This window comes from Pseudomonas sp. CIP-10 (assembly GCF_020911845.1).
Classification (GTDB): Bacteria; Pseudomonadota; Gammaproteobacteria; order Pseudomonadales; family Pseudomonadaceae; genus Aquipseudomonas; species Aquipseudomonas alloputida.
Window position 1 is genome coordinate 5424903 of sequence record NZ_CP087160.1, and the last position, 14689, is coordinate 5439591.

Annotated in this window: 12 protein-coding genes; all 12 read right to left on the minus strand. The window is 63.0% G+C overall.

Annotated elements, in window-relative coordinates:
• Nucleotides 1-95: 95 nt before the first annotated feature.
• Nucleotides 96-2030: a methyl-accepting chemotaxis protein gene (locus LMH93_RS24505; protein ID WP_108191652.1), complete on the minus strand. Its 1935-nt coding sequence runs from the start codon at nt 2028-2030 to the stop codon at nt 96-98.
• Between the two features lie 341 nt (nt 2031-2371).
• Nucleotides 2372-3664, minus strand: coding sequence for an adenylosuccinate synthase (locus tag LMH93_RS24510; RefSeq protein ID WP_003249542.1), 1293 nt, complete (start codon nt 3662-3664; stop codon nt 2372-2374).
• Nucleotides 3665-3720: 56 nt separating this feature from the next.
• Nucleotides 3721-4908 (minus strand): ATP phosphoribosyltransferase regulatory subunit, encoded by a 1188-nt coding sequence (locus LMH93_RS24515; RefSeq protein WP_003249540.1) that lies wholly within the window; start codon nt 4906-4908, stop codon nt 3721-3723.
• Between the two features lie 301 nt (nt 4909-5209).
• Nucleotides 5210-6079, minus strand: a complete 870-nt coding sequence (gene hflC, locus LMH93_RS24520) for a protease modulator HflC (protein ID WP_003249538.1) — start codon at nt 6077-6079, stop codon at nt 5210-5212.
• Nucleotides 6079-7260, minus strand: a complete 1182-nt coding sequence (gene hflK, locus LMH93_RS24525) for an FtsH protease activity modulator HflK (protein WP_003249536.1) — start codon at nt 7258-7260, stop codon at nt 6079-6081. The genes hflC and hflK overlap by 1 nt, the downstream gene beginning before the upstream one ends.
• Before the next feature lie 96 nt (nt 7261-7356).
• The gene (hflX, locus tag LMH93_RS24530) at nt 7357-8658 is read right to left on the minus strand and encodes a ribosome rescue GTPase HflX (RefSeq protein ID WP_003249534.1); all 1302 of its coding nucleotides are present in this window, start codon (nt 8656-8658) and stop codon (nt 7357-7359) included.
• A gap of 12 nt (nt 8659-8670) precedes the next feature.
• Complete coding sequence (hfq, locus tag LMH93_RS24535; RefSeq protein ID WP_003249532.1) at nt 8671-8931, minus strand: RNA chaperone Hfq; 261 nt, start codon at nt 8929-8931, stop codon at nt 8671-8673.
• A 94-nt stretch (nt 8932-9025) separates the two neighbouring features.
• On the minus strand, nt 9026-9997 hold the full coding sequence (gene miaA / locus LMH93_RS24540; protein WP_003249530.1) for a tRNA (adenosine(37)-N6)-dimethylallyltransferase MiaA: 972 nt from the start codon (nt 9995-9997) through the stop codon (nt 9026-9028).
• A 1-nt stretch (nt 9998) separates the two neighbouring features.
• The gene (gene mutL / locus LMH93_RS24545; protein WP_004577531.1) at nt 9999-11897 is read right to left on the minus strand and encodes a DNA mismatch repair endonuclease MutL; all 1899 of its coding nucleotides are present in this window, start codon (nt 11895-11897) and stop codon (nt 9999-10001) included.
• Nucleotides 11897-13327, minus strand: a complete 1431-nt coding sequence (locus LMH93_RS24550; protein WP_003249525.1) for an N-acetylmuramoyl-L-alanine amidase — start codon at nt 13325-13327, stop codon at nt 11897-11899. The genes mutL and LMH93_RS24550 overlap by 1 nt, the downstream gene beginning before the upstream one ends.
• A gap of 11 nt (nt 13328-13338) precedes the next feature.
• Nucleotides 13339-13812 carry a tRNA (adenosine(37)-N6)-threonylcarbamoyltransferase complex ATPase subunit type 1 TsaE gene (tsaE, locus tag LMH93_RS24555; RefSeq protein WP_102886139.1) on the minus strand — a complete coding sequence of 158 codons (474 nt, stop codon included), beginning with the start codon at nt 13810-13812 and terminating at the stop codon, nt 13339-13341.
• Nucleotides 13800-14660 carry an NAD(P)H-hydrate dehydratase gene (locus LMH93_RS24560; protein WP_003249520.1) on the minus strand — a complete coding sequence of 287 codons (861 nt, stop codon included), beginning with the start codon at nt 14658-14660 and terminating at the stop codon, nt 13800-13802. Before LMH93_RS24560 ends, tsaE begins: the two co-directional genes overlap by 13 nt.
• Nucleotides 14661-14689 lie beyond the last annotated feature (29 nt).

Consider the following 14689-nt stretch of genomic DNA (forward strand, 5'->3'; position numbering starts at 1 on the left):
GGCCCCGGCAATTTCCGCGTTTATGCAACAAACTTGGGGCTGCTATGCAGCCCTTTCGCGACACAAGGCCGCTCCCACAAAGGACCGCGCAGGATTCAGGCCCGGAACTGGCCCAGGCTGGCCCGCAGCTGCGCCGCCAACTCGTCCAGCACCTTGCTGCTGGCCGTAGTCTGCATCACCACCTCAGCCGAACGCTCAGCCTGAGCATGGATAGTCTCCACTCGCCCACGCACTGCCTGCGCGCCATTCGCCTGCTGCTCGGCCGCACGGGTGGCCAAGCCAATGGCCGCATGCACCTGCTCCACCGCCGCCTGCACTGACTGCTGCCGACGCTCGTTGTCACGCAGCACCAGCAAGCCTTCGCTAGCCTTGAGCCCAGCCTGGCTGATGGTGGCCACAGCTTCCTTGGCGCCCTTCTGCAATGCTGCGATGTGCGCCTGGATATCGCCCGTCGAGCTTTGCGTCTTGCTCGCCAGTGCCCGTACCTCATCGGCCACCACGGCAAAACCACGCCCGGTTTCACCCGCACGGGCTGCCTCAATGGCAGCGTTCAGGGCCAGCAGGTTGGTCTGTTCGGCAATCCCGTGAATCACCGTCAGCACCACTTCGATCTGCTCGCTCTGCTTGGCCAAGCGCTCGATCACCTGAGAGCCGGCATCCACCTGCCCGGCCAGGTTCTCGATCAAACCCGCCAGTTGGGTCGAAGTGCGGCTGTTTTCATCCGTGGCCTGGCGGATATCCACCACCTGCTGCAACGCCGCCTGCATCGCATGGCTTTCGGCCTGGGCTTCGTCGGCCATGCTCGACAGGTCGCGCAGGCTCGCCGCTACTTCGTCGCGCTGCAACGCGGCGGCAGCATCGGCACCGGCATTACGCTGGGCCATCGCGCCAATCTCGACACCGGTGCGCTGCGCCACTTCACCCGCCTCGCGCACAATCGGCTGTAACTTGTCGACAAAGCGGTTCACTGCTGAGGCCATGTCGCCGATTTCATCTCGGCTGTCGAGCGGCACGCGCTTGGTCAAGTCACCTTCGCCGGCTGCCAGGTCATCGAGGGCGGTAATCAACAGGCGCAGCTTGCTCAGTACCCGTCGACCAAGCACCAGGGCCACCACCAGCAGCACCCCAAGGCCGACCAGCACCAGGCCCAGACCGATACGCCAGCGCAGCTCTGCAGCGGCATCGCGCACAGTTTGCGCGGTATTGGCCTGCATGGCGGCAGCACTGCCCTGCGCCTTCTCCAGGCGCTCACGCAGGGTTTTGCCGCTGTCGGCTGCGGCACCCACCAGGCTGTCGCCAACCAGTTGCTCACCGCTGGCAATCAGCGCCGCGAAGCGCTGGTCCAAGGCCTTGAGCTCCTGGTCGATGCCCGCCGTGGAAACCCCCATCACCACCTTGCCGATTTCTGCGCCATTGGGGTTGATCGAAGCTTCGACAAAGTACACCGCCGGGTCTTGTCGGGCGGCATTGATCACCTTGTCCAGCGCACGCTCGCCCTGGCCCTTGTCCATCAAAGCCTGGTTGATCGGGTTTTGCCGGTTCAGGTAACGGGTCAGGTGCTGGCCCTGTGCATCGTCGTAAACCACGAACAGCACGTTGGGGTTGCGCTGGGCACGCCGGGCAAAGTCGGAGAGCACTGGCACATCGTTGTCCCAGATCGCCCGCGGGGCAACCGAAGCCAGCAGTTCGGCCATGTCGTTGGCGGAGTCCTTGAGGTTCTTCTCTAGGGTGCTGCGCAGTTGCTGCTGTTCGCTTTGCAGGCGCTCCGACAACCCTGCGCTCAGGCGCTGGCGGGTACTGCTCGACAGGCCGTCGAGCCCAGAGCGCACATCTTGCCCGGCTTGCTCCAGATCGCTTGCGAGTTGGCGACTGTCATTACCCAGTCGCTCGCCAAGGTCAGCCTCCAGGGCGGTGACTGTGCTTCGGGTGAGCGCAACGGCAACCAGCACCTGCACCAAAAGAGCGATACCAAGGGCAACAAACACAGGCCGCAAGAGGCGGCTTCGTAACAGTGAGAGGATGGCAGACACGGTGTAACCCTCGTGTTTTCTGGCGCCACTATTTTGATGGCATCTACAGAAACTTCTTACAGCAAGGGTTGTGCCGTAGGCAGCGGGGAAATGCGCCAAGGTCTAGCAATGGGGTTTCGTGTGCCGGCCCATTCGCGGGTAAACCCGCGCCTACAACGGCCTGCGCCCAACCGCCGTTGTGTGCCCACACCCAACCAGTGTAGGAGCGGGTTTACCCGCGAATACGGTAGCGGCGGCAACGGTGGATTGCCGGTGGATATTGGCCAGCACAGACATGCCCACAAATGAAAACGCCGCGGCCCTTCTCAGGGCCGCGGCGTCAGATCAGCCTGGAGGGCAGATCAGGCGAACGGGTGACGCAGCACGATGGTCTCGTTGCGGTCCGGGCCGGTCGAAATGATGTCGATCGGCGCGCCAACCAGCTCTTCGATGCGCTTGATGTAGTCACGCGCAGCTTGCGGCAGCTCTTCCAGGGTTTTCACACCCAGAGTCGACTCGCTCCAGCCTGGCATCTCTTCGTACACAGGCTCCAGGCCAATGTAGCTGTCGGCATCGGAAGGCGCGTCGATGACGGCACCGTTCTCGTTCTTGTAGCCAACGCAGATGTTGATGGTTTCCAGGCCGTCCAGTACGTCCAGCTTGGTCAGGCAGATGCCCGAGATGCTGTTGACGTCGATGGCGCGACGCAGGATCACGGCATCGAACCAGCCGCAACGACGGGCACGGCCGGTGGTGGAGCCGAACTCGTGGCCACGCTTGGCCAGGGTAGCACCAGTCTCGTCGAACAGTTCGGTCGGGAACGGACCGGAACCTACGCGAGTGGTGTAGGCCTTGGTGATGCCGAGGATGTAGTCGAGGTACATCGGGCCAACGCCGGAACCGGTGGAAATACCGCCAGCCGTGGTGTTGGAGCTGGTGACGTACGGGTAGGTACCGTGGTCGATGTCCAGCAGCGAGCCCTGGGCACCCTCGAACATGATGTCCTTGCCGGCGCGACGCAGGTTGTGCAGCTCGGCGGTGACGTCGAGCATCATCGGCTTGAGCTGTTCGGCGTAAGCCATGCACTCGTCCAGCGTCTGCTGGAAGTCGATGGCTGGCTCTTTGTAGTAGTTCACCAGCTGGAAGTTGTGGTAATCCAGCAGCTCACCCAGCTTGGCGGCGAAACGCTCGCGGTGGAACAGATCACCCACGCGCAGGCCGCGACGTGCCACCTTGTCTTCGTAAGCTGGGCCGATACCACGGCCGGTGGTGCCGATCTTGGCTTCGCCACGGGCTTTTTCGCGGGCCTGATCCAGGGCCACATGGTACGACAGGATCAGCGGCGCAGCCGGGGAAATGCGCAGGCGCTCGCGCACCGGTACGCCTTTCTCTTCCAGCTTGGTGATTTCACGCATCAGTGCATCCGGGGCAACGACCACGCCGTTACCGATCAGGCACTGTACGCCTTCACGCAGGATGCCGGATGGAATCAGGTGCAGAACGGTCTTTTCACCGTTGATCACCAGGGTGTGACCCGCATTGTGGCCACCCTGGTAGCGCACTACGGCGGCAGCATGTTCGGTCAGCAGATCGACGATCTTGCCTTTGCCCTCATCACCCCACTGGGTGCCCAGGACGACGACATTCTTACCCATTACATTGGTCCTCATTCACGCAAACTTGGTTGCCGGCCTGTTGCCGACGCAGAAACTCACTGGGCCAGCGGCAGAACCTGCCAGCGCCCGTCTTGCTGAATCAATTGCCGATCACAATCCGCCTCGAGAGCAGCACTCAACGGCTGGCCAGGCAGAGCCTGAACCACACGCTGGCCCTCGTTGCGCAACTGGCAGACTTGCTGCCAGAGGGCCGCATCGCCACTGTCAGGCATCCAGATGCCGCCAGTTGGCAATACGACCTCCGCTCGCCCCAGTGTGACCAGGGTCTTCAAATCCGTGGAGAAACCAGTGGCCGGGCGCGCCCGGCCAAAGTCGGCGCCGATATCGTCGTAGCGCCCGCCCTGGGCGATCGATTGGCCTTCGCCTGGCACGAACACGGCGAACACCACGCCCGTGTGATAGTGGTAACCACGCAGCTCGCCGAGGTCGAAGTACAGCGGCAGGTCCGGGTAGCGCGACGCCAGGCGATCAGCGATCGCCAGCAGGTCGTCCAGCGCCGCCAGCACGCTGGCCGGGGCGCGACCGAGGCGCACGCGGGCTTCAGCCAGTACTTCACGACCACCGCACAGCTCGACCAGGGCGCGCAGCATGTTGCCCAGGTCTTTCGGCAGGTCGGCGGTCAGCGCCTGCACTTCATCGACAGCCTTGCGTTGCATGGCGTCGAACAGCTGCTGTTCGACCGCGCCAGACAGGCCGGCGGCACGGGCCAGGCCGCGGTAAATACCGACGTGGCCCAGGTCCATGTGCACATCCGGCACATCGGCCAGTTGCAGCGTGGCGAGCATCAGGCTGATGACTTCGACGTCGCTGGTAGGGCTGGCATCGCCGTACAGCTCGGCACCCAGCTGGATCGGGCTGCGCGAGGTGGACAGGGCACGCGGCTGGGCGTGCAGCACGCTGCCGGCATAGCACAGGCGGCTCGGGCCCTCACGGCGCAGTGTGTGCGCATCGATACGCGCTACCTGCGGGGTGAAGTCGGCGCGGAAGCCCATCAGGCGGCCGGACTGCGGGTCCACTACCTTGAAGGTGCGCTGATCCAGGTCCTGGCCGGCGCCGGTAAGCAGCGACTCCAGGTACTCGATATGCGGGGTGACGACCAGTTCGTAGCCCCAACTCTGGAACAGGTCCAACACCTGGCGGCGCGCGATTTCGATGCGCGCAGCCTCAGGTGGCAGTACTTCCTCGATGCCATCTGGCAGCAGCCAGCGGTCTACCGTTGCCATTACGCCATTTCCCCTCTGGTCCGGGCGGCTTGCCAGCAGGCAAACCGTCAGAAAAGCCGGTATCGCGCACAGCAGCGGGCAGCACTGATCCCAGCGCAGCCACCGTACCCGACACCCTCAAATTGCCTTGCGAGCTGACCAAACTGTCAACCGGCGCTGTGCCAATCAACCTTGCAGACGCAAAAAAGCCGGGAAATTTCCCGGCTGCCTCATCATACACCCCTTTTCATTCAGGATGCACCCCGCCTGGTGCATTAGCTGCCAGGCGGGGTGCCGCTGCATGAAAATCAGGGCCTGAGCATCACGGTCTGCTCTTGTCCAGGTAACGGAAGAATTCGTTCTTCGGGTCCAGGACCATCACGTCGCTCTTGCTCGAGAAGCTCTCGCGGTATGCCTGCAGGCTACGGTGGAACGCATAGAAATCAGCGTCCTGGCTGTAAGCCTTGGCATAGATAGCGGCCGCTTGGGCATCGCCATCACCACGGGTTTCTTCTGCTTCGCGATAAGCCTCGGCCAGCAGCACACGGCGCTGACGGTCGGCATCGGCACGGATACCCTCAGCCAGCTCGTTACCCTTGGCACGGTGCTCGCGGGCTTCACGCTCACGCTCGGTGCTCATGCGGTCGAACACGCTGCGGTTGACTTCCTTCGGCAGGTCGATGGCCTTGACGCGCACGTCGACCACCTCGATGCCCAGTTCCTTGCTCGCCATGCGGTTCAGCGATGCAGTGATGTCAGCCATCAGTGCATCACGTTCACCGGAAACCACTTCGTGCAGGGTACGTTTACCGAACTGGTCGCGCAGGCCACTTTCCAGACGACGCGACAGACGCTCGTCGGCGATCTGCTTCATGCCGGACGTGGCGGTGTAGAAGCGTTCAGCGTCCTTGACGCGCCACTTGGCGTAGGCGTCGACCATCACCGCTTTCTTTTCCAGGGTCAGGAACCGCTGGGTAGGCGCGTCGAGTGTCATCAGCCTAGCGTCGAACCTGCGCACCTGGTTCACGTACGGAATCTTCACGTGCAGGCCTGGCTGAACATCCGCCTGGACCACCTTACCGAAACGCAGCAGTACCGCCCGCTCGGTCTGGGACACGATGTAGAAGCTGTTCCAGGCCACAATGGCCAGGACCACGGCGGCAATCAGGGCGATCAGCGATCTATTGCTCATCAGCGGCTCTCCCTAGTACGCAGCGGCTGCTGTTGCTGTTGCATGTCCTGCGCGGCACGAGCGGCCGCATCGTTAGCCGATGGCGACGCGCTGGTGGTTGGCACGGACGGCTTGCGGCTGCCTTCGACCATCTTGTCCAGCGGCAGGTAGAGCAGGTTGCTCTGCCCGTCCTTGGTTGCCACCATGACCTTGCTCGAGTTGCTGTAGACCTCTTGCATGGTCTCCAGATACAGACGCTCACGGGTTACGTCAGGTGCCTTGCGGTACTCGGCAAGCAGCTTGGTGAAGCGGTCTGCCTCACCCTTGGCGCGGGCAATGACTTCGTCGCGGTAACCATTGGCATCCTCGATGATGCGCTGGGCCTGACCACGGGCTTCCGGCACCACGCCATTGGCATAGGACTCGGCCTGGTTGCGGGCACGCTGCTCGTCTTCGCGGGCGCGGATCACGTCGTCGAAGGCTTCCTGCACTTCACGCGGGGCTGCCGCGCTCTGTACGTTGACCTGGGTAACGGTGATACCGGTGCGGTAGTTGTCGAGGAAGCGCTGCAGGCGTTCGCGGATATCCACGGCCATCTGCTCACGACCTTCGGTCAACACCTGGTCCATCGAAGTGGAACCCACCACGTGGCGCAGGGCGCTGTCGGTCGCGTGCTGCAAGCTCACCTCAGGCTGGTCGACGTTGAGCACGAAGTCCTGCAGGTTGCTGATCTTGTACTGGACGGTCAGCGGCACCTCGACGATGTTCTCGTCTTCGGTCAGCATCTGGCCCTGCTTGGTGTAGGCACGCTCACGCGTGACGTTTTCCATGTACTTGCGATCAATCGGCGGGAAGTAGATGTTCAGGCCGGGACCGACCGTCTCATAGTACTTGCCGAAGCGCAGCACAACCGCCTGCTCCTGCTCGTCGACCACATACACGGCGCTGTACAGCCAGATTGCAGCCAGCACCGCCAGGCCGATGCCCAGCAGGCCCAGGCCACCGCCCTTGCCGACATTGCGATCACCGCCGCCACGTTTCTTGCTGCCGCCGAACATGCCATTCAGGCTGTCCTGCAGTTTGCGGAAGGCCTCGTCCAGATCCGGTGGACCTTTCTTGTCACCACCGCCGCCACCGCCACCGCGGCGGCCGCCCCAGGGATCCTGATTGTTCGAGTTGCCACCCGGCTCGTTCCAAGCCATAGCGCTCTCCATCTGATAAAGCAAAGACGCGCCCACGGCGCGCCGTCCAATGCTACAGAATGCCTGTCACTGCTGCCCGGCGACCTCGACGAGCATTTATTGCAAAGTGTGTTGCTGGACAAACACTTGCGGCTCCATGCCTTCGCGGCTGACCAGGCGATTCAGTTCGACCATGGGCAGTCGCACGCTCAGCAGGCTGCGCCCTTCTTCATCATGCTCTTCACTCTGCACGGCACCCAAGGCAAAGAATTGCGCGCGCAAGCGGGCAAAACGCTGCTCCAGGCACAGGGTACCGACAAACAGATCATCCCCCAGCAACTCGGCAACCGCCTGGCCAACCAGCTCCAGGCCACGCCCATCGCGTGCCGATACCCAGACCCGTTCCGGCTTGCCATCGGCATTGCGCTGGATCTGTGGCTCGACATCTTCGAGCAAGTCGAGTTTGTTGTACACCTCCAGGATCGGCAACCCCTCGGCACCAATCTCACCCAACACCGCCAGCACCTGCTCGATCTGCTCCATGCGCTCTGGCTCATGGGCGTCGATCACATGCAGCAGCAGGTCGGAGTTGCTCGACTCTTCGAGCGTAGCCCGAAATGCCTCGACCAGCTTGTGCGGCAGGTGGCGAATGAAGCCTACGGTGTCGGCCAGCACGATCGGCCCCAGGTCGTTGAGCTCGAGCCGGCGCAGGGTCGGGTCGAGGGTGGCGAACAACTGGTCCGCGGCATACACCTCGGATTCGGTCAGGGCGTTGAACAGCGTGGACTTGCCGGCGTTGGTATAACCCACCAGCGACACCGAGGGGATATCCGCGCGCTTGCGCCCGCGACGCGCCTGCTCACGCTGGCTGCGCACTTTCTCCAGGCGTGACTTGATCTGGCGTATACGCACCCGCAACAGGCGGCGGTCGGTTTCCAGCTGGGTTTCACCCGGGCCGCGCAGGCCGATACCACCTTTTTGTCGCTCAAGGTGAGTCCAGCCGCGCACCAGCCGCGTGCTCATGTGCTCCAGCTGGGCCAGTTCGACCTGCAGCTTGCCTTCATGGGTACGCGCCCGTTGGGCGAAGATATCGAGGATCAGCCCGGTACGGTCGAGCACACGACACTCGAACACACGTTCAAGGTTGCGCTCCTGACTGGGCGTGAGGGTGTGATTGAAAATCACCAGGTCTACCTGTTCGGCATGGACCAGGTCGTGCAACTCTTCGACCTTGCCACTGCCAATCAGGTATTTGGCGGAAGGCTGATGCCTTGTCACCGTGACCAGCGAGACGATGTCGGCACCGGCCGACAATGCCAACTCCTGAAACTCCTGCGGGTCTTCGCGCGCCTCAGGGTTCTGACCTTCCAAGTGAACGAGCAACGCCCGCTCACCACCACCGTGGCGCTCAAAGAACAATGCAGGCTCCTATCAGGCGTTGCCTGGCTCGCTGTCGCCGTGCTCGCTGTCGGTCGGGCTTGGCAGGCGGACCGGACGGGCCGGAACTACGGTCGAGATGGCGTGCTTGTAGACCATCTGGCTGACGGTGTTCTTCAGCAATACCACGAACTGGTCGAACGATTCGATCGAGCCCTGCAGTTTGATACCGTTGACCAGGTAAATGGATACCGGGACCTTTTCTTTTCTCAAGGTATTCAAGTAAGGGTCTTGTAGCGAATGCCCTTTTGACATATGCCGCACTCCTGTAAGGATAAATAATAGAAAATCAATAAAAACGATAAATTAGGCCGCCCCTTCGCAAGAATAGACGGCAATCAGCAGGGACTCAGCTCAATATGGAGATGGCCCCAAGGTATTTCAAGGTGCGGGACAGATTGTCGCAGGCCAGGCTGTCAAGCCAGTGCACGTCAGGCCAGCCACGCAACCAGGTGAACTGCCGCTTGGCCAGCTGCCGGGTAGCAATGATACCGCGTTCACGCATCTCATTCTCAGTCAGCTTGCCATCCAGGTAATCCCACACTTGCCGATAACCCACTGCCCGTATAGACGGCAGCCCGGCGTGCAAGTCACTTCTGGCTCGCAGCGATCGGACCTCGTCAACGAAGCCCTGTTCCAGCATCTGCGAAAATCGTAACGCAATTCGCTGATGCAAAATGTGACGATCTGTAGGAGCAATCGCCAAACTGGCGACAGTATAGGGCAAATGTCCGCCGGCGCCTGCGTCTGCGCCGCGACTTTCCGCGAATTGACGCCGACGATGAGCTGTCATGCTCTCGCCGCTCACCCGGTACACCTCCAAGGCCCGGATCAACCGCTGCGGGTCATTGGGGTGGATACGTGCCGCGGACTCCGGGTCGACTTCGGCCAACTGGCGGTGCAGCTCGGCCAGGCCCAGGGCTTCAGCCTGCGCTTCCAGCTCGGCGCGCACCGTCGCATCGGCGGCCGGCATATCGGCCAGGCCATCGATCAACGCCTTGTAATAGAGCATGGTGCCGCCGACCAGCAGCGGGATCTTGCCGCGCGCGGTGATCTCGGCCATGGCCTCCAGCGCGTCGGTACGGAACTGCGCGGCGGAATAGCTCTGGGCCGGGTCGCGAATGTCGATCAGCCGGTGCGGGTGGGCAGCGAGGACTTCTTTCGACGGCTTGGCCGAACCGATATCCATGCCACGGTACACAAGTGCCGAATCGACGCTGATCAGTTCACACGGCAGCACCGTGGTCAGTTCAATGGCAAGGTCGGTCTTGCCGGCCGCCGTCGGACCCATCAGGAATATTGCAGGGGGCTTGCCGCTCATTTCATCGACCGCGCAGGAAAAGTTTGTCCAGATCATCCAGGCCCATCTGAGTCCAGGTAGGACGGCCATGGTTGCACTGGCCGCTGCGCTCGGTGTTTTCCATGTCGCGCAGCAGGGCGTTCATCTCGGGAATTGCCAGGCGCCGGTTGGCGCGCACGGCACCGTGGCAGGCCATGGTACCGAGCAGTTCGTTGAGATGCGCCTGAATGCGATCACTGGTGCCGTACTCCATAAGGTCGGCAAGCACGTCCTGCACCAGGCGGTTGGCTTCAGCCTGCTTGAGCAAGGCCGGGATCTGGCGAATCGCCAGGGTCTCAGGGCCCAGGCGCTGCAATTCGAAGCCCAGGCGCTGAAACCACTGTGCATGCTCTTCGGCACAGTCGGCTTCACGCTGGCTAAGGGCCAAGGTTTCGGGCACCAGCAGCGGCTGGCCACTCAGGCCCTCGCTGGCCATGGCCACCTTGAGGCGCTCGTACATTATCCGCTCGTGGGCAGCGTGCATGTCCACCAACACCAGGCCAACAGCGTTCTCGGCCAGGATGTAGATACCCTTGAGCTGCGCCAGGGCATAGCCTAGCGGTGGAATGTCGCCTTGGCTTTCGGGCAGTGCCGTCGCAGGCGCAGCACCGGTTTCCAGCGGCTTATAGAACTCGCGGTACACCGCCTGTGCCTCTGCGGCCGGCAGCGGCTGTGAGGGACGTGGGGTGTATTGATACTGGTAACCGGCGCCACTGCCACCATTGGAAAACGACTGTTGTGGGGCTCGAGGCTGTTCAAGCACCGGCGAGGCCAGGCGCATTTCACCCTGGGGCCCGAACTCACCGGCCTGCTGGCCCGTGGGACGAACCAGCTCAGGTACGGCAGCAGGTGCGGCCAGCTGGTCTTCCGGACGTACATCGGCCAAGGCACGGTGCAAGGTGCCATACAGGAAGTCATGCACCGAGCGCCCTTCACGGAACCGTACTTCATGCTTGGTAGGGTGCACGTTCACATCGACGCCGTTGGGCTCTAGCTCCAGGAACAGCACGAACGTGGGGTGGCGACCGTTGAACAGCACGTCCCGGTAGGCCTGACGCACGGCATGGGCGACCAGTTTGTCGCGCACTGCCCGGCCATTGACGAAGAAGTACTGCAGGTCTGCCTGGCTGCGCGAGAACGTCGGCAAGCCGACCCAGCCCCAAAGGCGCAGGCCGTTGCGCTCGACGTCGATCGGCAGTGCCTGCTCCATGAAGCCCGGGCCGCAGATGGCACCCACCCGCCGTGCACGGGCGGTTTCGTCGTGGGCCTCGTGCAGGCTGAGGATGCTCTTGCCATTGTGGCGCAGGTGGAAGCCGACATCGAAACGGGCCAGCGCCAGCCGCCGGATCACTTCCTGCAAGTGATCGAATTCGGTTTTCTCGGCTTTGAGGAACTTGCGCCTGGCCGGGGTATTGAAGAACAAATCGCGCACTTCCACCGAGGTACCGACCGGGTGCGCCGCCGGCTGCACGCGCGGCGTCATGTCACGGCCTTCGGTTTCTACTTGCCAGGCCTCACTGGCACTGGCGGTACGCGAGGTCAGGGTCAGGCGCGCCACCGAACTGATCGAGGCCAAGGCCTCGCCACGGAAGCCCAGGCTCAATACCCCTTCAAGGTCTTCCAGCTCGCGGATCTTGCTGGTGGCGTGTCGGGCCAGGGCCAGCGGCAGGTCGTCGGCAGAAATACCGCTGCCATCGTCCCGCACCTTCAGCAGTTTGACGCCGCCCTGCTCGACTTCGATATCGATGCGCCGGGCACCGGAGTCCAGGCTGTTTTCCAGCAGTTCCTTGGCTACAGACGCCGGCCGCTCGACAACCTCGCCGGCGGCAATCTGGTTGGCCAGCCGCGGGCTGAGCAGCTGAATTCGCGAACCGCCACTCATCATTGCGCGGCCAAGGTTGTGGCGGGTACATCGAGGCGCTGGCCAACCTTCAGCTCATCGGTCTTCAGGCTGTTGATGCTGCGCAGGCTGGCCACGCTGACCTGGTAACGCACGGCGAGCATCGCCAGGGTTTCGCCAGGGCGCACGGTGTGTTCACGCGGGCCGGCGGCGATCTTGCCGGTGTCACGCAACCAGGCGATGTAGGTGCCAGGTGGCGGGTTCTGCTGGAAGTACTGGTGCACCCCAGTGCGGATCGACCGGGCCAGCGCCTGCTGGTGGCTGGAGGAGGCTAGTTTGGCTGCTTCGTTGTTGTTCGAGATGAACCCGGTTTCAACGAGGATCGACGGAATATCCGGCGACTTCAGCACCATGAACCCGGCCTGTTCCACACGCTGCTTGTGCAACGAAGTGACACGCCCCATGTTGCCCAATACCTTTTGCCCCACGTTGAGGCTGGAGCTGAGCGTAGCGGTCATCGACAGATCAAGCAGCACGCCCGCGAGCATGCGGTCCTTGTCGTCGAGGCTGACATTACCCGCACCACCGATCAGGTCAGAACGGTTTTCCGTGTCGGCCAGCCAGCGCGCCGTCTCGGAGGTGGCGCCACGATCGGACAGGGCGAACACCGAGGCGCCAAAGGCTGCGCGCGACGGGGCCGCGTCGGCGTGAATCGAAATGAACAGGTCGGCGCCTTTCTTGCGGGCGATTTCCGTACGCTTGCGCAGCGGAATGAAGTAATCACCGGTGCGGGTCAGCTCTGCACGGAAACCTTTTTCGCTGTTGATCTGACGCTGCAGCTCCTTGGCGATCTGCAACACGATGTCTTTTTCGTGCTGGCCACGCGAGCCGGAAGCGCCAGGGTCTTCGCCGCCGTGCCCGGCATCGATGGCAACCACGATGTCACGCTTGCCACTGGGTACCGGTGGCAGCTTGATCGCCGGCTGGGTCGGCGTCACTGGCACCGCGGGCGTTGTCGCAGGCGTTTGTACCGGGGCCGGCGCAGGTGGCGGCGTGCTGGCCGCGATAGCGTCAGCCTCCTGGTCATACAGGTCGACCACCAAGCGGTTGCCGTACTGTGCGTTGGGCGCCAGGGTGAAGCTTTTCGGGGTAACCGACTTTTTCAGGTCGACCACAACCCGAAGGTCGGTTGGCGTACGCTGAGCCGAACGCACACTGCTTATCGGCGTGTTGGAGGTGGCCACATTCAGTGGCGCGGCCAGTGTTGCGCCATTGATGTCGATGACCAGGCGATCGGGTGCGCTCAGGGTGAAGACACTATGCTGCACGGGGCCAGACAGGTCGAAGACCAGCCGCGTGTTGTCCGGTGCGCGCCACAGGCGCATGCTCTTGACTTGAGTGACGGCCAGAGCCTCAACGGTCACCGTTGTCAGCAGCAGCCCAACGATGGCGACCAGTGCGCGTATGCGCATACCTACCCCACTTACTGTTTATAGTGTTCGGCCAGTGCCACGCACCAGGCCTCGCCGCGAGCCCCCTGCGGCGAAAGGTTCAGCGAGCGTCCACTCGCTTGGGGGCTTATGGTAATGGTCAGGTCAGGCTTTGGCAAAACGCCCGCACCCTTTTGTGGCCATTCGAACAGGCACAGCGGGTCGCCCTCGAAATAGTCACGAATGCCCATGAACTCAAGCTCCTCCGGGTCGACCAGGCGATACAGGTCGAAGTGAAAGGCTCGGACCTCGCCGATTTCATAGGGTTCGACCACGGTGAACGTCGGGCTTTTCACAGCCCCAGTATGGCCCAGACCGCGGATCAGGCCACGCGACAGGGTTGTTTTACCCGCGCCCAGGTCGCCCTCAAGGAAAATCACGCCGCGACCGCCGGTCACCTCGGCCAGTGCTGCACCGAATGTGACCGTGGCCTCTTCATCGGCCAGAAACAGATTTAAGCCAGACACGCAGAATGCTCCTCCAACAACTCACGAATGACCGGCGCCAGATCACTGGCCGCCAGGCCTCTACCTTTTTTGCCAAGGCGCTCGCCGGCACAGGCGTGCAGCCACACCCCCAGGCAGGCTGCGCCCCAGGCATCCAGGCCTTGGGCCAACAGGGCTGCCAGCACGCCAGTCAGCACATCGCCCAGGCCGGCGCCGGCCATCGCCGGGTGCCCGCGCTCGCACAACGCCAGCTGCCCGCTCGGGGCTGCCACCAGTGTGCCAGCCCCTTTGAGTACACAGACGCTGTTATAACGCCGCGCCAGCTTGCGCGCAGCGCCAGGGCGGTCGGCCTGCACGGCCTCAGTGGCAATGCCCAGCAGCCGCGCCGCCTCCCCCGGGTGCGGAGTAAGGATGCTGCCACTGGGCAGGGCCAGCGGGGTTCGCGCCAGCAAATTCAAGGCATCGGCATCCCACACTTGCGGCCGCTCGGCGTTGGCCACCGCCGACAACAGGCTGCAGCCCCACGCCGCCTGCCCCAGGCCGGGCCCGACCACCAGGACCGAGGCGCGCTCCAGCACACCCATCAGTTGGTTGGCCGAACGGACACCCAGGCACATGACCTCGGGCAGGCGCGCCAGGCTGGCCGACACGTGCTCGGGCCGGGTTGCCACGCTGACCAGCCCGGCGCCGCAACGCAGGGCGGCTTCGGCACTGAGCAACACAGCGCCTCCGGTACCCAGGTCGCCACCGACCACCAGTACATGGCCGAAGTCGCCTTTGTGGGCATGCGCCTGCCGCGCCGGCAGGCGGGCAACCGTCACGCTGCTGAGCAATTGTGGGGCATTACTGGGGTGTTTGGTCTGCGGCATGGGGTCAAAGGCTCCAATGTCTGGCAGAA